This is a genomic window from Streptomyces nogalater (assembly GCF_039532885.1).
GTDB lineage: Bacteria > Actinomycetota > Actinomycetes > Streptomycetales > Streptomycetaceae > Streptomyces > Streptomyces nogalater.
Window position 1 is genome coordinate 283,640 of the sequence record NZ_BAAASM010000037.1, and the last position, 16,824, is coordinate 300,463.

General features: G+C 68.2%; 19 protein-coding genes, 1 tRNA gene and 1 pseudogene. 10 read left to right on the forward strand and 11 right to left on the reverse strand.

The annotated features are described in order from the left end of the window. Nucleotides 1-109 precede the first annotated feature (109 nt). From ABD350_RS26370 to ABD350_RS26390, 5 genes and pseudogenes are all read left to right on the forward strand, one after another. Nucleotides 110-445, forward strand: a pseudogene (locus ABD350_RS26370) (ATP-binding protein); the annotation flags it as partial. Beyond that, the gene (locus tag ABD350_RS26375) at nucleotides 445-783 is read left to right on the forward strand and encodes a hypothetical protein (RefSeq protein WP_344350866.1); all 339 of its coding nucleotides are present in this window, start codon (nucleotides 445-447) and stop codon (nucleotides 781-783) included. The pseudogene ABD350_RS26370 and the gene ABD350_RS26375, both read left to right, overlap by 1 nt. 177 nt (nucleotides 784-960) lie before the next feature. Then, nucleotides 961-1,251, forward strand: a complete 291-nt coding sequence (locus tag ABD350_RS26380) for a hypothetical protein (protein ID WP_344350868.1) — start codon at nucleotides 961-963, stop codon at nucleotides 1,249-1,251. Further along, entirely contained in the window at nucleotides 1,221-1,799 is a 579-nt protein-coding gene (locus tag ABD350_RS26385; protein ID WP_344350869.1) for a hypothetical protein, read from the forward strand. The genes ABD350_RS26380 and ABD350_RS26385 overlap by 31 nt, the downstream gene beginning before the upstream one ends. Before the next feature lie 4 nt (nucleotides 1,800-1,803). After that, complete coding sequence (locus ABD350_RS26390) at nucleotides 1,804-1,992, forward strand: hypothetical protein (protein ID WP_344350870.1); 189 nt, start codon at nucleotides 1,804-1,806, stop codon at nucleotides 1,990-1,992. Nucleotides 1,993-2,098: 106 nt separating this feature from the next. Here ABD350_RS26390 and ABD350_RS26395 read toward each other — a convergent pair whose 3' ends face one another. The 8 genes from ABD350_RS26395 to ABD350_RS26430 form a co-directional block, all read right to left on the reverse strand. After that, nucleotides 2,099-2,329 (reverse strand): helix-turn-helix domain-containing protein, encoded by a 231-nt coding sequence (locus ABD350_RS26395; protein ID WP_344350871.1) that lies wholly within the window; start codon nucleotides 2,327-2,329, stop codon nucleotides 2,099-2,101. 773 nt (nucleotides 2,330-3,102) lie between these two features. Next, nucleotides 3,103-4,080 (reverse strand): restriction endonuclease, encoded by a 978-nt coding sequence (locus ABD350_RS26400; RefSeq protein WP_344350872.1) that lies wholly within the window; start codon nucleotides 4,078-4,080, stop codon nucleotides 3,103-3,105. Nucleotides 4,081-4,251: 171 nt separating this feature from the next. After that, on the reverse strand, nucleotides 4,252-5,727 hold the full coding sequence (locus ABD350_RS26405) for an SAVED domain-containing protein (RefSeq protein WP_344350873.1): 1,476 nt from the start codon (nucleotides 5,725-5,727) through the stop codon (nucleotides 4,252-4,254). Then, nucleotides 5,727-6,647, reverse strand: coding sequence for an AAA family ATPase (locus tag ABD350_RS26410; protein ID WP_344350874.1), 921 nt, complete (start codon nucleotides 6,645-6,647; stop codon nucleotides 5,727-5,729). Before ABD350_RS26410 ends, ABD350_RS26405 begins: the two co-directional genes overlap by 1 nt. 30 nt (nucleotides 6,648-6,677) lie before the next feature. Next, nucleotides 6,678-7,190 carry an HORMA-1 domain-containing protein gene (locus tag ABD350_RS26415; protein WP_344350875.1) on the reverse strand — a complete coding sequence of 171 codons (513 nt, stop codon included), beginning with the start codon at nucleotides 7,188-7,190 and terminating at the stop codon, nucleotides 6,678-6,680. A 2-nt stretch (nucleotides 7,191-7,192) separates the two neighbouring features. Further along, a complete protein-coding gene (locus ABD350_RS26420; protein ID WP_344350876.1) occupies nucleotides 7,193-8,191 on the reverse strand; it encodes a CBASS oligonucleotide cyclase in 999 nt (332 codons plus the stop codon). 353 nt (nucleotides 8,192-8,544) lie between these two features. Then, nucleotides 8,545-9,108 carry a peptide deformylase gene (locus ABD350_RS26425; protein WP_344350877.1) on the reverse strand — a complete coding sequence of 188 codons (564 nt, stop codon included), beginning with the start codon at nucleotides 9,106-9,108 and terminating at the stop codon, nucleotides 8,545-8,547. Continuing rightward, a complete protein-coding gene (locus ABD350_RS26430) occupies nucleotides 9,101-10,087 on the reverse strand; it encodes a helix-turn-helix domain-containing protein (protein ID WP_344350879.1) in 987 nt (328 codons plus the stop codon). The genes ABD350_RS26425 and ABD350_RS26430 overlap by 8 nt, the downstream gene beginning before the upstream one ends. Nucleotides 10,088-10,234: 147 nt before the next feature. Between ABD350_RS26430 and ABD350_RS26435 the strand changes: the two genes are divergently transcribed. The 5 genes from ABD350_RS26435 to ABD350_RS26455 are packed head-to-tail and all read left to right on the forward strand — an operon-like array spanning nucleotide 10,235 to nucleotide 14,763. Then, nucleotides 10,235-11,395 carry a glycosyltransferase gene (locus tag ABD350_RS26435; protein WP_344350880.1) on the forward strand — a complete coding sequence of 387 codons (1,161 nt, stop codon included), beginning with the start codon at nucleotides 10,235-10,237 and terminating at the stop codon, nucleotides 11,393-11,395. Then, entirely contained in the window at nucleotides 11,392-12,096 is a 705-nt protein-coding gene (locus ABD350_RS26440) for a hypothetical protein (RefSeq protein WP_344350881.1), read from the forward strand. The genes ABD350_RS26435 and ABD350_RS26440 overlap by 4 nt, the downstream gene beginning before the upstream one ends. Further along, nucleotides 12,093-13,322 (forward strand): glycosyltransferase, encoded by a 1,230-nt coding sequence (locus tag ABD350_RS26445; RefSeq protein ID WP_344350882.1) that lies wholly within the window; start codon nucleotides 12,093-12,095, stop codon nucleotides 13,320-13,322. The genes ABD350_RS26440 and ABD350_RS26445 overlap by 4 nt, the downstream gene beginning before the upstream one ends. Beyond that, a complete protein-coding gene (locus ABD350_RS26450) occupies nucleotides 13,322-14,188 on the forward strand; it encodes a glycosyltransferase family 2 protein (RefSeq protein WP_344350883.1) in 867 nt (288 codons plus the stop codon). Before ABD350_RS26445 ends, ABD350_RS26450 begins: the two co-directional genes overlap by 1 nt. A gap of 50 nt (nucleotides 14,189-14,238) precedes the next feature. Further along, nucleotides 14,239-14,763 carry a P-loop nucleotide/nucleoside kinase family protein gene (locus ABD350_RS26455; RefSeq protein WP_344350884.1) on the forward strand — a complete coding sequence of 175 codons (525 nt, stop codon included), beginning with the start codon at nucleotides 14,239-14,241 and terminating at the stop codon, nucleotides 14,761-14,763. Nucleotides 14,764-14,972: 209 nt separating this feature from the next. On the opposite strand, the gene ABD350_RS26460 is transcribed toward ABD350_RS26455, so the two are convergent. From ABD350_RS26460 to ABD350_RS26470, 3 genes are all read right to left on the reverse strand, one after another. After that, nucleotides 14,973-15,045: transfer RNA gene (locus ABD350_RS26460), tRNA-Arg, on the reverse strand. A gap of 200 nt (nucleotides 15,046-15,245) precedes the next feature. Further along, on the reverse strand, nucleotides 15,246-15,704 hold the full coding sequence (locus tag ABD350_RS26465; protein WP_344350885.1) for a MarR family winged helix-turn-helix transcriptional regulator: 459 nt from the start codon (nucleotides 15,702-15,704) through the stop codon (nucleotides 15,246-15,248). 53 nt (nucleotides 15,705-15,757) lie between these two features. Then, nucleotides 15,758-16,801, reverse strand: a complete 1,044-nt coding sequence (locus tag ABD350_RS26470; RefSeq protein WP_344350886.1) for an aldo/keto reductase — start codon at nucleotides 16,799-16,801, stop codon at nucleotides 15,758-15,760. Nucleotides 16,802-16,824: the final 23 nt, after the last annotated feature.

Below are 16,824 nucleotides of genomic sequence, written 5' to 3' on the forward strand. Positions count from 1 at the left end.
GCCTACCCAGATCCGGCAGGAGTGGCGGTGATCACCGTAGTGCGCAAGGAACTGCCGCAGGTCCGCGTACTCCCCCCGGGAGACGTGTGCCTCGCCGGACGCGAGGCGCTTCGTGACCGGCGTGCTCACGGACTGGGGCCTGGCCAGCGTGCGGGATGACGCGGCGCTGGTCGTGACCGAGCTGGTGAGCAACGCGATCAAGCACACCGAGACGCCGTTCGTCCAGGTCATCGTCCGCCGAGTTTCACCCGGCGCCGTCCGGCTCATCGTCATCGACAAGCACCCGGACCTCTGGCCCGCCCTCCGGACCGCAGGGCCACTCGATACCGCCGGGCGCGGCCTGGCAGTGGTGGATGCCGTGACCAAGTCGTGGGGCTGCACCCGATGGCCCTGGGAGAAGCGGACCTGGGCCGACCTGGAGGCCCCCACGGAGGACCGGGCATGATGCCGACTCCGAGAACCCAGCTGATGGAGATCCCCGCCGCGCTGGTGCCGCACATCCCGTTGCCGCGCCTGGAACTGCTGTCCGACGCCCGGACTCGGGGCGCCAAGTGCGTATGGGGCGGCGAACGGCTCACCGGCGAGACGGCTATCGACCTCGGCGTGCAGGTGACCGAGGGCGGCTTCCGCTGGTTCCCCCGCGCCTGCCGACGCTGCACCCGGGACGCCGTACGGGCCGCCCGCGACATCCATCCGGACCGGTGCACCGAGTGCGAGGGGCCCACCGCCCTGTGCGAGACGCGCCGCGCTCTGCACGACCTGCTCATGGAGCTGCGCCGATGACCGTGCGGATCCCCGAGGAGCTGACGCGGCTGCACCGGCTCGTCTCCTGGTTCGAGTTGCCCCGGTGGCTGCCCGAGGCAGCCCGGGCGGGCAAAGCCTGCGTCTGGTGCGCCGGCCCGGTGGACGCCACCGTCGTGGAACTGGCCCCGTCGGCGACGCTCCCGCGCCCGGGCCTGCATGCGCTGCTACGCGGCCCGGCTCGCCTGGTACATCACCTGGTACGACTGGCACAGGCACTTCTCCGCCTGCACCCCCTGCAAGCAGCAGACCTGCCTCGTCGGCCACGGGCGCCGCCTCCTGCACGAGCAGACCATGCCCCCGATCGACAGGAAGCCCGTGTGCCTCTCCTGCCCCGCCCCGCTGCTGGCGACGGAACTCGTCGCCCCCGTGCGCTGGGAGGGGACCGACGGTTTCAACCTCGGGTACGCCCACCTTCGGTGCCTGAGCAGAAGGGCAAGCGTCACATGACCGGCACCAGCCCTGTCCGTCCCGTGCGGTACTGGGACGGCGTCCCAGTACCGTTCATCACCGCCTGGTCCAAGGAAGAGATCCCGGTCCAGGAGCTGGTCAAGGTCCACCGCTCCTCGGGCACGGTCCTTGGTCTCCGGGACGAGACCGACGTCGAGCGGCAGTTCGGCGTGTCCTGGGTGCGCATGCAGGCCACGCGAGGTGGCCGGCCGCAGCACGGCCGCGTCCACGCACTGCGTCAGCGGCAGGCGATGAGCCGCATGCTCTGCCAGCTCTGCGGCGGCCCCACGGTCGGCACCCGAAAGGACGAGCGGACCCTCTTCCTGGCGGCCAGCGCCGATGGCCACCCTCTCCTCAACGGAGAACGGACGGAATCTCCACCCGTGCACGCGGTGTGCGCCCGACTCTCCGTCGAGCACTGCCAGCCGCTGCGCCGGCACGGCTGGACGGCGGCCCTCGTACGGCACACGCCGGTCCGGGGAGTGGCCGGGCACGTCTACGACCCGCTCACCCTCGAACGGCTGCCCACCGCTCCCCGGCACCCGTGACGGCATGCACCGCATCCCTTTCACGGACACCAGACGGATCCGCTGGACCCTCGCGGCCCGCCTCGTCATCACCCTGGAGGGCGTCGTCCCCGTCACCGACCTCGACGCCCTGGCCGACGAGGAGACCGAGACCATCCGCGCCTCCCAACGACCCGTGTCCGGCAGCGACGCCGACCGCGCCGGGCACGGCTAGACCTCCAGCGCAACACCTCGGGCGGGGGCCAGGGGGTAAGCGCTGGAGCCGAGCGGCCGTCCTCGCCCCCGTCGGGGACGGCCGCTCACGGTAAGGGCTGGGCCTACTATGCAGCGTCGTCGTCGAAGAGGTCGCTGGGATGGAGCCCTAAGGCGTCGGCGAGGAGTAGCAGGTCCTCCAGGGTGGGGACGCGCTGCGCGTACTCCCAGCGGTGGATGGTCCGGATGTCTCGGCCGATGCGGTCACCGAGCTGTATCTGAGTGAGGCCAGCGCGGAGGCGTGCCGCGCGAATGCGTGCCCCGATCTCCCGGCGGCGGGTGCGTACCCAGTCGGGCATCGGATCGATTGGCACCCACCAACGCTGTAACGCAGACTCCGTCCGGCCCGTTCGTCGTGGGCGCGGGCGGAAAGGAGCGGTTGGTGGGGCGTTACGCGTCTCCGCCCCTTCCGGCCGTTAGACGCCATGACTCGGTCAAGGCGTCCCGCCCCGGGTGCAACAGCGCCCGGGGCGGTCTACGTTGTACGAGAAGGGCCCCCGCCGACGACTGCGACGGGGGCCCTCCGCCTGCTGGGCCGGCCTCCCCGCCGGACACCACGCAGGTCCACGGAGCGCGCGTCTCAGGCGCGCGTGGGGAGACGCACCTGCCCGCTCCGTTGCCCTCACTGTACTGGCATATGCAGTAAGTCCAGTTACTCGAACGGGTGACTTCAGGCAAGATCACGTGGGGATGTGGACTCCATGTGGACTCCGAACGCGAAACAGGCCCGCCGTTCGAACAGAACGACGGGCCTGTGTGTCCTCTGACCTGCTGCGCAAGCCTGTGCCCCCGGCAGGATTCGAACCTGCGACACCCGCTTTAGGAGTTTTCTCGGGGCAGGGCTGTGACCTGCGAAAACGGTGACCGCAGGGTGTCTGGCCTGGGAAAACACCACTCCGTAGTTCTCACGTGTTCACGAGGTTTCCCGGCTGAATGTGTGCTGAATCCGTGTTGCACGGGGCTGCTGGCATGCGAGGTGTCCATCCGCATGATGCGGGTGCCCAGGGCTGACGTGGCGACCGCCCGCGGCGAGTGACATCACACGCAGCAGCATGTCACCGCCCGGTCCAGGTCAGACCATCTCCAGGACCTCCGATAGTGGCTGGCCCCATGTGGCCCACTGTTCAAGCCTCCGGACCTCTATCAGGTGGATCTTCTGGCTTTCGGCGAAGCGTCGGGCAGGCAGCGAGAAGGTCCCGTTGGTCATGGCGATCACGAGGTCGGCCTTGTGTACCGGCCGGGCCGTGCCGTTAAGCCTCTGCAGGTCCGGGGAGCCTATCGCTCCTGATCCGGCGGCCCGGTGCTTGCACTGGATCACAACTATCTCACCCTTCGAGCCCTCGGCGATGACATCCGCACCGAGGTCGCCGGCGCCTCCGCCCGAGCGCCTCACGCGATACCCATCTCTGCGCACGAGATCAGCGGCTAGCTGCTCGAACTCGGAGTGGTGCAAAGCATGGATCTGTTCAAGTGTCATGCTGGCTTCGGAACGGACGAATGCCATGCGGTGGGCGTCGAGCATCGCGATACGGTGCAGTTCCTCGGCGTCTGCCTCCAGCAACGCGGCGATGCGATCAACTGCGTCTGAATACTGGCTCCATAGCGGCATCAGCGTCTCAAAGGCTGATGGCTCGACAGACTTTGCTGTCTGCTTATGGTGTCGCACCGCTACAGCACCGAACGTGTCCCTCATCTTGTTGAAGGCCGTCCTGGCTTCTTCCAGCGCCTGCTCGGCTTCAACGAGTTCGTCGGCCAGTCCTTCCACGAGGCGGCCCGCCGCAGCACGGCACAGGTCCGCTATCGGCTTCGGAGTGTCGGTCAGGGAGGCGGCCTTACGCGCCTTCGCCTCCCTCGTCTCTCGGATGACGTCCTGTACGTGCTTGTGCAACGCCGCGACGATGGCGTTGGCGTAACTGGCTTCGGTTGTGTAGATGAAGGAGGCAAGGAGTTGGTCTTGCGTCGCCTTGCCGATGGCGTCACCTATCCATCGCCGGAAGTCCTTGTCTGCGTACCGATGCGGACGGATCTCACCAAGTTCTCTGATGTGCACGCGCAGAACTTACCGGGTCCCACTGACAGTCTCGGGATAGGTCCGTACTAGATGCCTTACATGCAGCGGCTACAGTCATGGGCGACCCGTGACCGGCGCCCGCACTACATGAAGCCACGGCCCGGCCAGCCGTGAACGCGCAGTCCCAGCTCTCCCCGCGTACGAGGTGTGCTACGCCGCAACATTAAATGCTGGTTCGTATCCACTGTCGATCTTGACGTCCTCATACACGATGGTTTGACACAGTCGGTTCCATCGGTTGCCCAGCAGAACAGCGAATCCCATGGGGCAGGCGAGGAAGAGGTGCATGCGTCGGATCCTTCGGCTAAAGCGGCGGAGGCGGTCACGCATTCCGGCTGCCAGAGCGTTGGCTGTGGTGCCGTCGGGGACGGAGCCGTCTTTGGCTGAGCCGCTCGGCGGCGTGAGGACGATGAGCTTGCCGACGGGGAGGTTCTGCTCGCGCAGATATTCCAGGACGTCCTCGGTAAGGTCTGCTGCGACTGCGATGGCGACAGCGATCTCGTCGCCGCCCTGGCCGATCTCGTGCTCGGTGACTCGTGGGACCAGGCAGGTGTCAAACGGGTCGCTGGTAGACCAGAGTTGTCCGCGCTGCACTACTGCGACGTCGGTCCCGGTAACCATGCGGAAGGTGGTACCCACCAGAAAGGCCGACGCGAGACGGATGCTGCCCGTGACGGAGACGGCGGCGGTTCCGGCGGGCAGGTGTCCCGGTACGGACTCGATATCCATCTGCAGCTGGCCCCAGGTGTTCGGTAACAAGGGGCGACGCTTGGTGAAGGCGGAGTCGCCGTCGAAGCGGTCAACCCAGTTGATGGCGTGGCTGGCGTCCGGTGCCATCGGGTCCGGTTTGAGAGTGGCGATCGACAACACGCCCCGGGCGGGGCCAGCCCTCAGGCCCAGATCGGCGACGGCAGCCTCTATCAGTTCTAGCGTAAGTTCTCGTCGGCCCTCGCGGACCATCTTGGCGACCCAGCCGGTTCCCTCGTCAAGCGCCCGCTGATCATGGCGAAGTCCCGTGACGGCCATCAGGAGGCGAAGGTTTTCCTGGTACCAGACCATGTCCAGAGGCAGGTCGAAGCGCAGCACCGACAGGAGATCGATGAGCTCGGCTTCAGTGAGTCCTGCTTCCTGCGCCCACCGGGCACGTGCCTTACCGCGATCCGATCTGGACCCGCCTACGGCCGCTTTGGGCATCAAGAGGCCCGTACGGGCATCGCGCCCCGCCAACAAGTGATCCCCGGGGTCGGCCGCCCGGTTGGTGACCAGGCGGAGGTCGACGCTGCCGCCGTCTGAGGTCAGCCCCTTCCACGTCCTGGCGATCTTTTCAAGGATGGACGGCCCACCACTGGCGCTTCGCTTTGTCAAATACTCCTCATTGACCGGTGTGGAGCTGTCGACCGCGTACTTGACCTGCTTGTAGGTGTTCGGAGGAACGTCACGCAGTAGGACGACGTCATCGAGGTTGCCCACGCTGTCGAGTTCGACGCCGACCGCACGGACGGGGTTGTGTGAGCGGGCGCCGGTCTCGCGAAGGAGAGACAGGCAAGCCTCCCAGGCGACGAGCCACTGGTAGTAATCGCCGGTGGTGCGAACGCTGGTGGGACCGATGGCGGGAAGGCGGGCCATCAGCGCTCCTCGGTGAAGACCGGGGTAGGCTCCAGTTCTTCGGCGAGGGCGAGGAGGTCTTCGTCAGTGACCGGCCGCTCGGGGAAGGCGCGGAAGACGGCAGCCGGGATCAGGCGCTGGGTGAGGTCGGAGAACGTGTAGCTGGGCCGGTCGCCGGTGGGGCCGGTGAGTTCGGCGACCTTCCGGATGGTCTCCGGTCGGATGCCAAGCCCGTCGAGCGCCTGGGTGAGGACGGCGTGCCGCTGTTCCTCGCCAGGGCGAGTGAAGGTGAAGGTGGTCGCTGCACGGCGCATGACGGCCGGGTCGAGCGCGCCGACCCGGTTGGTGCATAGCACGACGACGACCGGGAGCCGAGCACCGGCCAGGCTGTCGATGCCTGCTAGGAACGCGTCGACGCCGGCCCGGTCCTCGTGATGCATCTGCTGGGCCTCGCGGGACTGCACCAGGGCATCGGCCTCGTCGATGACGAGGATCTGTACAGCGCGCGCACCCTGGGGTCCGGACACGCGATTGCCCATGGTGTGCATGTGGGCGAAGGCGTCGCCGATGAGAGAGGTCATCTCGCCCACCAGGCCGTTGCCGCGAGTGGCGAGCTTGAGCCGGTGCAGGTAGACAGGTAGTCCGAGAAATTCGGCGAGGTCGCAGCCGAAGGACTCGGCCAGGGCTGACTTGCCGGAGCCGACGTCGCCGGCGAAGACGAACAGCGGCGCCCGGTCAGCGAAGAGGGTGAGAGCGGCGACATTGCCGCCGTGGTGGGTAGCGGCCCAGCTTAAGAGTCGACGCGGGTCCGCGAGGAGGGCGGCTTCTTTGCGCAGGCGCAGCTTTATGTCGTCCAGGCCGACCAGGCGTTCATAGCGGGCACGGCGGGTGGGCTCGGGCAGCTCGATGACGGGGTGGAACAGGTCGTCCTGGCTGGTCACGTTCGCATTCCTCCTGCTGGTGGCGCTGGGCTAGTAGGCGACGTAGACGTCGCGGGAAACGCCGGCGCCGTTTCGGGCGTATCCGTGCCCTGTGGTGGTGCCCGTGATAGCGCTCGGGGCGGTGCCGGTCGCCCGGGAGACCGGCAGGGTCTCCTTGATCACGGCCTGCTCGCTGCTTGTCAGGAGCCAAAAGGTCGAGCTGTAGGTCAGGAAGCTGTGGAAGCCGTAGCCGGTGAGGTCGACCGGATTCGGGAAGCTGCCCGGCCGTGAGTCGGTGAGCTGGCCGCCGACCGTGGCCTTGTAACGCAGACGCAGCTTCCAGGCGTTGGTGCTCGTGTCGCGGAAGCCGTAGTCCACGGTGTCCAGGAATCCGCGGTTCAGGAGGATTGCGACCTCCTCGGCGTAATCCTCGATGCTGTCAAGGGCAGGTTTGCCGTAGAGATTGTGCAGGAGGCGCAGGTCGGCACCGACTCTGCCTCCGACGTAGCGGGCATCGGTGATCGTGAACGAGGCGGATGTGGATCTGCTGTACGAGGCTGTCATGGTCATTCTCCCGGGAAGGTGGGGCCGAACAGCTCACGCCAAGAATCCAGCGCCTCGCCTTTCGTGGCCGCGTAGGCGGCCATCGTGATGGTGTCGAGGGTGGTCCTGGCGTGATTCATCAGACGCTGACGATCCTGCTCGGTGTAGCCGCGCGCGACATTGTTCTCCGGGTTGACCGGGTCCCAGACCTGGATGGGGTCCGCCGTCGCACGCACCGCGTCGGCTTTGTAGTAGTCGGTGAAGACGATCGGCGTCCTTAGGCCAGTGCGCACGATGTAGGCAAGCACCTGCTCCATGGCTGCCGGGTAATCATCGACCTGGAGTGGCTTGCCGTTCCAACCGACATCCCAAAGGTGGGCCACGAGGAGCTCGATCAGGAACGACTTGCAACGCAGCTCCGGGTCGACCTCCTTGCTCTCGCGTATCCACGCTTTCAGCAGCCGGATCAACTCCCGGTAGCCGTCGCCGGCCTTGTCCTTGCGCGTCTGGATGAACTGCAGGTGCAGAGTGACCGAAGTGAGCACCTTGGTACCGTCGGCGGTGACCAGGTACCCCCTGTCGTCCGGTTCGCCGGTGTAGAGCACGGGCACGACGTCGATCTTCAAGCCGCTGCTCCGCATGGTGATCCCGACGGCGTGGTCCGACGGCTTGAAATCGTCCGCGTCCTTGGTTGCGCCATAGACCTCGATGCAGCGGTCTCGCAGCCAGGTCAACATCGTCGAGACGTCGATGTCGGTGTCCGTGGTCCGCAGGTAGGCGGCAACGTCCGCATCGGACCCCGTGCCGCTCCTACGTCGGATCGCTGTGTGCTTGGCCGTGCTGCCGGACGCGCGGAGCTTCACCAGGTCGAAGTCCGGGTGTGTGGCAATGTAGTCCTCCAGCCGCTCTCGCAGGTGGTTCACCTGTCGCCGGCGCTCTTTCGCCTCATCCGGCGGAACGTTCACCTTGTTCTGCGTGAAGGTCTTGAGGACCTTGTGGTCGACGTAGCGCTCTCCCGCCATAGCTGTTGTCCTTCACCCGAGAAGCTGATCGGCAGAAGAACAGACTTACCACCCGCTACTGACAAACTCGCTCCGAAGTTGCGAGCGGCGGCCCGGCTCTGGTATAGGGTTGTCGCTAAACGCTGGACCACGTGGAGCCTGTCCCGATCTCGACACGACTTCTCCAGCGGAGTTGAGTCGCTGCCGGCTGACCTCCCGACAAACAGGTTGAGGGGTCTCTCGCGCCCTGGGCCACGCCGGATGCGACCGTGACTACGGCGAGGCCGCGCCTTGCACTCGATGCGTCCGAGGATCGGGAGAAGCCGACAACTGCGGAAGTAGTACTGACGGTGTTTCCAAGCTAGCCGGTTTCGTCACTCGTATGCCCAAGCTCGTCCAGTCTGTCGGTACTCATCCACCGGGATGGGCTCGACTCCCGTTCGCATGCGAGCCGTGTACAGCAACCCGTCAAGGTGGTCGATCTCATGGTGGATCAGGCGGGCGAGGCCGCGTTCGTACACCGTGGTCGTTGTCTCGCCGGTCAGACTGACGGCTTCCACCGTGATCTTCAGTGGGCGAGGGACAAGCCCGCGGACGTCGAAGAAGCTCAGACAACCCTCGTACTGCTCGTCCGTTTCCGTTGAACGCTCGGTGATCCGGGGATTGAGCAGGATGAGGGCCGGAGCGTCGTCGGGCGGAAGGACGACGGCCGCAGCGCGGGCGATGCCGATCTGCGGGGCGGCGATGCCCATGCCCTTGGCGAAGGGGTGGACCTGGCCGATGCGCTCGATGGCGGCGAAGAGTTCGTCCACGATGCGTTCGGCCTCGTCGCGTTCGGCGGGTAGGTCGAAGGGGCGGGCCGGTTCGGTGAGGATGCCGGCCCCGTGCTGGACGACGCCGAGGTCTCGCATGCGCTGGCTGGGCCGCACCTCAATCACCTGAACTCCCTTGATCCGTTTCGGGTTCGGGCCTTGCCCGGAATCGCCATTCCAGACGGTACCGAGCATGCAGAGCGGGTGTGGCCGTGATCCATGTGAATTGCCGTAGTCCGGCATCGTCGCTGCGGACGGGTGGGGTGCGCAACGGGGAGGCTTCGGCTGTCATGGACGTCTCCGTACCCCACACGACGGGATCGAGGTCGGCGGGGAAGGCGAGCTGTACTTCGAGCTGTTCGGTGGGCAGGCGTACGGCTCGCTGGAACCAGTTGCCCCACTTGTCGTCGCCGACGGTGTAGGCGTACTCGATCCATACGGATTCGCCCGGGTAGAGCGGGAAGCGACCGTGTTCGTTGTCGAACAGCAGCCAGACCTCCTTGAAGGCATCGCGGTCGTGTTTGGCCTGCCAACGCATCGTCTCGCCCCGACAGGTGGCCGTGAGGGCGAGTTCGTCCCAGGTGAGTGGGTGGGCACGGTAGTGCGCGTTGGACCGCTCGGGATCGCCGGGGTAGCGGTCGACGCTGATGCGGATCAGGTAGCGGGTCACCGGCTCGGTGCCGGTGTTCCTCAGCAGGCGGCGCATGGTGAGCCGGTAACTGCCGCCGTCGTACCTCAGGGAGGCGGCGTCGTGTTCGACGACGAGGGCGGAGCCGGTGGCGTACGGTTGCTCCGTCCTGCGCGGGGCCGGCGGACTCGGCGACTGTCGCCTGAGACGCGTCTCGCGAGCTTTGGTCCGCTCGTAGTCGCACCAGCGCCGCCAGATCGCCTTGCCCGCGTTCAGGGCATCGTCGGCGAGGCGGGCGAACTCCTCGGTGGGCTTGTGGCGGCCTGATTCCATGTGGCTGACGTAGGACGGGTCGAAACCCATGGCCTGCGCGAGCGCCCGCTTGGACATGCCGCGTACCTCCCGCCAGCGCGCAAGTTCGGCCGCGAAGTTCTCGGCCGCCTGCTCGACGGTGATCTCCTCGTCCTGCGTGTCCATCGAAGCCCCGCCCCGTGTCATCGTCAGTGACCATGAATGAACCGTGAGTGATCCCAGTTCATCATCCCGTCATGGGTCACGTCGCCGATTTCCTTCCCTCACCGACCCGGATCGAGGCGTCCGGGCAGATGAGGGAGGCGACGCTCCATGCGCGTGCTGTACCTGCTGAATATTTCCAACCCCGACCGTCTGTCGGCCGACTCGGGATGGATCTTCGCGGATCTGCTCGCACCGGCGATGGCGGACGCGGGGGCGGAGGTGACCGTGGCCGCCCCGGCTCCGGCCGGCGACGACCGCTGCGGCTTCCACCGGACGAAGGTGCCGGGGACGAAGTACCGGGCCCGGTTCTCGACGGACATCGACGAGCTGGTGGCGCTGATCCGGACCGAGCGGCCGGACGTGGTGGTGGCCAACCAGATCGAGGAGGCCCCGGCCGTCCGCACCGCCCTGCTGGAGGCCCGGTCCGACGCCCTGCTGGCCGGGTACTGCCACTACCTGCCGTTCTCCTTCAACGGCGGTGGCCAGCTCCTGCTCGACCCGTCTCTCAACGACGCGGAACTGGGCCGGCCGGTGCTGCTGTCGTTCGGCGCCGGCCTGGCCGCCTGTGACCGGGTTCTGGTCCACTCCTCCACGGCCGCCTCCTGGGTCTCGGCCGCCGCTGCCCGGATGACCTTGGACCTGGGCGAGAAGCTGCGGGTGGTGCCCGCGCCCCGGGACGAGCGCTTGGTCCGAGACCCGGCCACCGCCCCAGCCGCCTCCGGCACCGGTGAGGCGATCGGCATCTACAACCACCGCCTGTACGCGCACTACGGCACCGAGCAGTTCGTCGCCCTCGCCCGCTCGCTGGTGGCCTCCAGCTCTGTCCGGCTGCGGGTGATGGACCTGTTCGGCCGGCGCCGCGCCGAACGCACCGGCCTGGACAACAGTCCCGAGAAGATGCGCGACCAGCTCGCCGCGCTGCCGCACGTCCAAGTCGTCTCCGACCGGGGTGACCGCGTTCGCTACCGGAGTCTGCTGGCCGGAGCCCGCTTCGGGATCGCCCCGTTCCGGCCCGGCTGCCCGTGGTCGATGAGCGTGATCGACTGCCAGGGCATGGGCCTTCCGGTGATCTCTCCCCGTCTGGGCTGGCTCGCCGAGCACATCGACCCCGAGCTGTGCTTCACCACCACCGAGGAAGCTATGGCCCTGGCCGAACGCCTGGCCACAGACGACGAGTTCCACGCCGTGCACGCCAAGCGTGCGCACGCCTCCACCACCGACTTCGCCCCCGCCCTGGTCGCCGCCCGCTACCTGGAGGCCGTCGCGTGAGCCTGTTCGACGCGGTCTTGCTGTCGTATGACGAGCCGATGGCCAACTCCCTGCACGCGCGCCTGCAGCGCACGCTGGGCGGCACGGTCAAGCGCCTGCACGGCGTGCACGGGATGCGCAGGGCCTACCGGCTGTGTGCCGAGGTCGTCGACCGGGAGCAGTTCTTCCTCGCCGACGGTGACTTCGCCATCGACAACGGTTTCGACGCCACCGGCGTCGAGCCGCTGGAAGAAGGCGTGTCCATGCGAGTGTGGCAAGCCGTCAACCCGGTCAACGGTCTGTCGTACGGCTACGGCGGACTGAAGCTGATCCGCCGCAGTGCCCTGCGCGAGATGGGCGAAGCCGTGGACGTGCTGGCCGCTCTGCCCGGCCGGATCGAGTTCGCTCCGCATATCGTCGGCATCACCAGGTTCAATCAGAGCCCCTTCCACGCCTGGAAGGCCGGCTTCCGAGAGTGCGCCATGCTCGCCCGCGGCAGCGAGTACGGGATGGCGGACGGGGACGCCCGCAAGCGGATCGAGGCGTGGACGGACAGTCACGAGGGCGAGTTCGCCGATTACGCCGCGGCCGGTGCCCGCGAGGGCGTCGCTTTCGCCCACGAGGCCGCCCGCGGCGCGAAGCGGTTCGACCATCTCAACGACCCCGAATGGCTGCGCGAGCGATTCAGCGTGGCCCACGGGGACCGGGCGGTTTCCGGATGACCGGTTCACTCGTGCTCATCGAGCCCCACGCCGACCGACTGGGCGGCCACCCTCAGCGCACGCTGGCAGCGCTGGCCGCAGCCAGCCCCGGCAGCCTGGTCATCGCACCGCACGGGATGGCCGCAGAGGCAATGGCCGCCCTGCGCGAGACCGGCGCTCGGCTGGTCACCGCACCGGCAGGGCGCCGCGCGGCCGTCCTGATCTCCGCCAGCCGGTTCGCGGCCGGACTGTCTGCGGCCGGGCAGCGGGTCTTCCGCTCTCGCCGCTGGCCCCGCGCCCAACAGCGGCTGCCGCACCAGGTCACGCTGGTGGCCCGCTGCCTGACTGAAGCCTCTGCCCTCCGCAGCGCCCGCCGCCTGCAGCCCGCCGCCGAGGCGGTGGTGATCCTTACCGCCAGCGAGGCCCTCCACGGAGCCGCCGCCCTGCTCGGCGGCCAGCCGCATCTGCGATTCGTCCACGAACAGGTCACCACGGAGGACACGGTCGTGCGGTGGCTGGGCCGGCTCGCGCGCCGCGGCGAGAACCAGGTGGTCGCCTTGGCCCCCACCCGAGCCGTCGGTGACCAACTCACGGCGTCTTTTCCCGGTCTGCCCGCGATAGTGGCCGCCTTCGCGGTTGACGACGGCCGCCGTTTGACCGACGCCGAACGCGACGGTGGCCGGGCCGCCTTCGGCATCCCGGCCGTTGAAGCGGTGGTCTGCTTGGTCGGTGGCTGGTGGGCCTACAAGGACATCGAGACCATCGACGCCGCCCTGGCACGGCTGAAGGAACCACTGCACCTCGTGGTCACCGGCCAATCCGTTGACGAGCAGGTCCTTGAGCGCTGGCGGAGCCTGCCCTGTCTGCGGGTGCACACGGTGCCCGGTCCGGTGACGGACAGCGTGCTCCGACTCGTCTATGGCACAGCCGACGCCGCCCTGGTCGCCCGGCGACCCGGCGTCGGCAAGGAATCGGGGCTGGTGATGGACGCCGCCCGCCTCGGCGTCCCACTGATCGTCTCCGAGCACGACCCGGTCCTCACCGCACGCCTGCAGGGCCAGTCCTGGGCCCTGCTCTTTCCCGCCGGTGACCCGGACGCTCTCACCGAGGCCCTGCACACCGTCATCCGCCAGCCGCCCGAACCCCCTGGCCCTGACGCGCCCGCACTGCTGGGCATGCGCTCGGCCGCCGAACAGGCTGCCCTCCTCACCCGAACCTTCGCCTCCCTCACCACAAAGGAGTCCTGATGCAGAGCGTGCCTCCCGCTCTCGTCGCGGTGATCGGACCGGTCGAGCCGCCACTCTTGGCCGCCTGGATCCGGCACTACCGCAAGCTGGGCATCGAGCGGTTCGTGATCGCCTTCCATTTCCCCGAACATGTGCCCGAGATCCGCCGCCACCAGCTCCAGGCCGCGGCCCGCGAGGTGGGCGTCATCCCCACCCACACCAGCACCGGCCCGTGGCACGAGCACACCAACGGCGAACTGCGGGACGCCCTGCGGCACCGGGCCGGACCCGGATGGCACCTGCTCGCCGACGCCGACGAGTTCCACCAGTACCCCGGCCCCCTGCACCAGGTGATCTTGCGGGCCGAGGCGACCGGCCACCGTGTGGTCGGCGGACTGATGCTCGACCGGGTCACCGCGAGCGGGCGCCTGACCGGCTGGCGGCCGGAAGGCGGCCTCGACCTTGCCTATCCCCTCGGTGGCCATCTCACGCACCGGCTGCTGCAGGCTGATCCACGCAAGATCGTCCTGGCTCGTCACGATGTCACCGTGGCCTCCGGAAACCACCGCTCTCCCGGCCACCGCCCGGATCCCGACCGCCTCTGCGCGGTGCACCACTTCAAGTGGCGCGAGGGCGTACGGCAGGACATCGAACGCAGGGCCGCACACTCCGCGGACGGCACCTGGCAGACCGCCTCCCCGGCCCGACTCGCCGAAGCCCGCCGTCTGCTGGCCCACCTCGGTGAGCACGGCGGCGCGATCAACACCAGTGACCCCCGGTTCGCCTTCCGCCGTGTGAGCCTGGCGCGGCTCCCGGCAAACTGGCTTGCCGAGGCCCGGGGCATCGTCACCGCCTGGCGGCCCCACGCCTACAGCGGCGAGGATTGACCGACAATGGCCGAGGTTCGCGGACACCTCCTCGCGGAAGGGACGAGCACGTGCCCCTCGCCGTTCTCCTGGCCGGGCTGACCGGCTCCGGGAAGACCACCGTCGCCCAGGCGCTGGCCGCACGCGGCTTCACCCGGCTGTCTGTGGACGAGGAGGTGCACCGCATCCACGGCCGCTACGGCGTGGACTACCCCGAGCACACCTACTTCGAGCGGGAACGGCCGGTTGTCGAGGCCATCCGCCGGCGGTTCATCGAGGAGCTGCGAGCGGGCAACGACGTCGTCCTGGACCACGGGCTGTGGCGCCGCGGCGAGCGCGACGCCTGGCGCGAGGCCGCCCGCCGAGCAGGCGGCCACCCGCTGATCATCTACCTCCCGGCCGACCGGGACGATCTGCTGCGGCGCCTCGCCGAACGCAACCGGCGCGAAGACGCCAATGCCCTTACAGTCACCCCGGAAGCCCTCGACGACTTCTTCTCCCGCTTCGACGTCCCGGGCCAGGACGAGGGAGTGATCGTGTATCCCGGCAGCGTCGAAGGTCTCATGGACAGGCTGCGCGGAGAACGTCAGAGCTAAAGGTCTCCACCGCATCGCCTCGCTGTAACGAGGCGGGCCCACCGGCATCAACCTTGTGGCGCGATGCCAGTGGCCGCCACAACGCGGCGCGTGATGTCTACAGCTCCCCCACTGTTGCCCGCAGCCGCGCGTGTGCCGTAGGTGTGCCGGCGACTGCGAAGGCCCTCCCGTCGACTGGACGGAAGGGCCTATCACCAGGTGTATCTCTGTGCCCCCGGCAGGATTCGAACCTGCGACACCCGCTTTAGGAGAGCGGTGCTCTATCCCCTGAGCTACGAAGGCCGGGTTCTGTCGGAAGCGTGGGCTTGCCGGCAGTTCCGAGGTGGGCAGGTGTGTGAGTCTGCGCACCACGGTCAGTGTAGCGGGTGGTGGGTTCGGGGTCGGCAGGTCTTGGTGGGGTTGGTCGTCGGCGGTCGGGTGGGGGTGGGGCGGGGCGGTTGCCGGAGGGTCGTGCCGTGGGGGCGGTGGGAGCCGGGTTGTGCTCACTTGTCTTCTTTGACCGGGGATTTCCAGTCCGCCAGGGCTTGGGAGCACAGTTCGAGCTGGGTGAGCAGGGTCCTGGCCGAGTCCTCGCCCAGGCGGTCGGACAGGAGGGTTTCGATGGCCTGGACGACTTCGTCGGCGCGCCGCACCAGCGCGTGGCCCGAGCGGGTCAGGCGCGCCTCCAGGATGTGCTGGTGGATGGGGTGGGGCTGGCGCTCGACGAGTCCGCGCCCTTCCAGGGTCGACAGCACCGACGACATGGTCTGCGGGGTCACCATGCTGCGGCGGGCGAGGGCGGCGCCGGACAGGCCGGGCTCCAGTTGCAGGGCGCGTAGCACCGTGTACTGCGGGACGTTGAGCTTCAGCGGGCGCAGGGCCGCGTGCTTGGTGGCAGTGATCTCCTGCTCCACTCGCTTGATGTGATCCCCGACCCGCTTTTCCATAGCTGATGACACCATGCCTGCAGGGTACCCGCGTGCCTCTTAGTGATGTAAGGCCCCTGTGGGTTGCCTTACATCGAATGGGTGCGGGGCCGTCGGCGCAGCGAGGCGTCGGCGAGATGGGGCGGGGTGTAGTCGGCGTCGGAGGGGTTCAGGTCCGTGCCGGGAGGGACCAGCTCGTCGATGCGGTCCAGCACCGCTTCGTCCAGGGTGACCGTGTCGGCGGCGAGCAGGTCGGTGAGCTGTTCCCGGGTCCGCGGGCCGATGATGGCGCTGTCCACGGCCGGGTGGGCGAGCACGAAGGCCAGTGCCAGGCGGGTGAGGGGGATGCCGGCCTCCTCGGACAGCTTGAGCAGTTCCTCGACCACCTCGAACTTGCGGACGTTGCCGGGCAGGCCGAGGTCGAACTTGTGCGGGATCAGGGTGCTGCGGAAGTCGTTCAGCTCCAGTGGCCTGTCGCCGCGGTACCTGCCGGTGAGCCAGCCGCTGGCCAGCGGGCTCCAGGTGAGCACGCCCACCGCGTGGCGCTGCGCGGTGGGCAGCACCGCCCGCTCCACGCCCCGCATGAGGATCGAGTACGGCGGCTGCTCGGTGTGGAAGGGGACGTGGCCCCGGCGCTCGGCCACCCAGCGCGACTCGACCATCTGCTCCGCGGGGAAGTCGGAGCTGCCGATCGCCATGACCTTTCCCTCGCGGACCAGGTCGGACAGGACCGACAGCGTCTCGTCGAGGTCGGTGTGCGGGTCCGGGCGGTGGACCTGGTAGAGGTCGATGCGGTCGGTGTCCAGGCGGCGCAGGCTGTCCTCCACGGCGCGGCGGATCCACCTGCGCGAGTTGCCGCTGCTGTTGGGGTCGTCCCCCATGGGGAAGTGGACTTTGGTGGCCAGGACCACGGCGTCCCGCCGTCCGCGCAGGGCCTTGCCAACGATCCGTTCGGACTCGCCGTCCGCGTACATGTCGGCCGTGTCGATCAGGTTCACGCCGGCGTCCAGGGCCTCGTGGATCAGGCGTTCCGCTTCCTGGTGGTCGCGCTGGCCCCAGGCCCCCAGCATCATCGTGCCCAGTGCGATGCGGCTGACCTTGATCCCGGTCCGGCCGAGAGTGGTGGTGCGCACGGTTCCTCCTCGTGTGCGTGCGG

Coding starts and splice junctions, on each gene's coding strand:
- ABD350_RS26375 (WP_344350866.1), top strand. CDS start 445: ATGCCGACTCCGAGAACCCAGCTGATGGAGATCCCCGCCGCGCTGGTG.
- ABD350_RS26380 (WP_344350868.1), top strand. CDS start 961: ATGCGCTGCTACGCGGCCCGGCTCGCCTGGTACATCACCTGGTACGAC.
- ABD350_RS26390 (WP_344350870.1), top strand. CDS start 1,804: ATGCACCGCATCCCTTTCACGGACACCAGACGGATCCGCTGGACCCTC.
- ABD350_RS26395 (WP_344350871.1), bottom strand. CDS start 2,329: ATGCCCGACTGGGTACGCACCCGCCGCCGGGAGATCGGGGCACGCATT.
- ABD350_RS26405 (WP_344350873.1), bottom strand. CDS start 5,727: ATGGCCCGCCTTCCCGCCATCGGTCCCACCAGCGTTCGCACCACCGGC.
- ABD350_RS26415 (WP_344350875.1), bottom strand. CDS start 7,190: ATGACAGCCTCGTACAGCAGATCCACATCCGCCTCGTTCACGATCACC.
- ABD350_RS26420 (WP_344350876.1), bottom strand. CDS start 8,191: ATGGCGGGAGAGCGCTACGTCGACCACAAGGTCCTCAAGACCTTCACG.
- ABD350_RS26430 (WP_344350879.1), bottom strand. CDS start 10,087: ATGGACACGCAGGACGAGGAGATCACCGTCGAGCAGGCGGCCGAGAAC.
- ABD350_RS26435 (WP_344350880.1), top strand. CDS start 10,235: ATGCGCGTGCTGTACCTGCTGAATATTTCCAACCCCGACCGTCTGTCG.
- ABD350_RS26445 (WP_344350882.1), top strand. CDS start 12,093: ATGACCGGTTCACTCGTGCTCATCGAGCCCCACGCCGACCGACTGGGC.
- ABD350_RS26450 (WP_344350883.1), top strand. CDS start 13,322: ATGCAGAGCGTGCCTCCCGCTCTCGTCGCGGTGATCGGACCGGTCGAG.
- ABD350_RS26465 (WP_344350885.1), bottom strand. CDS start 15,704: ATGGTGTCATCAGCTATGGAAAAGCGGGTCGGGGATCACATCAAGCGA.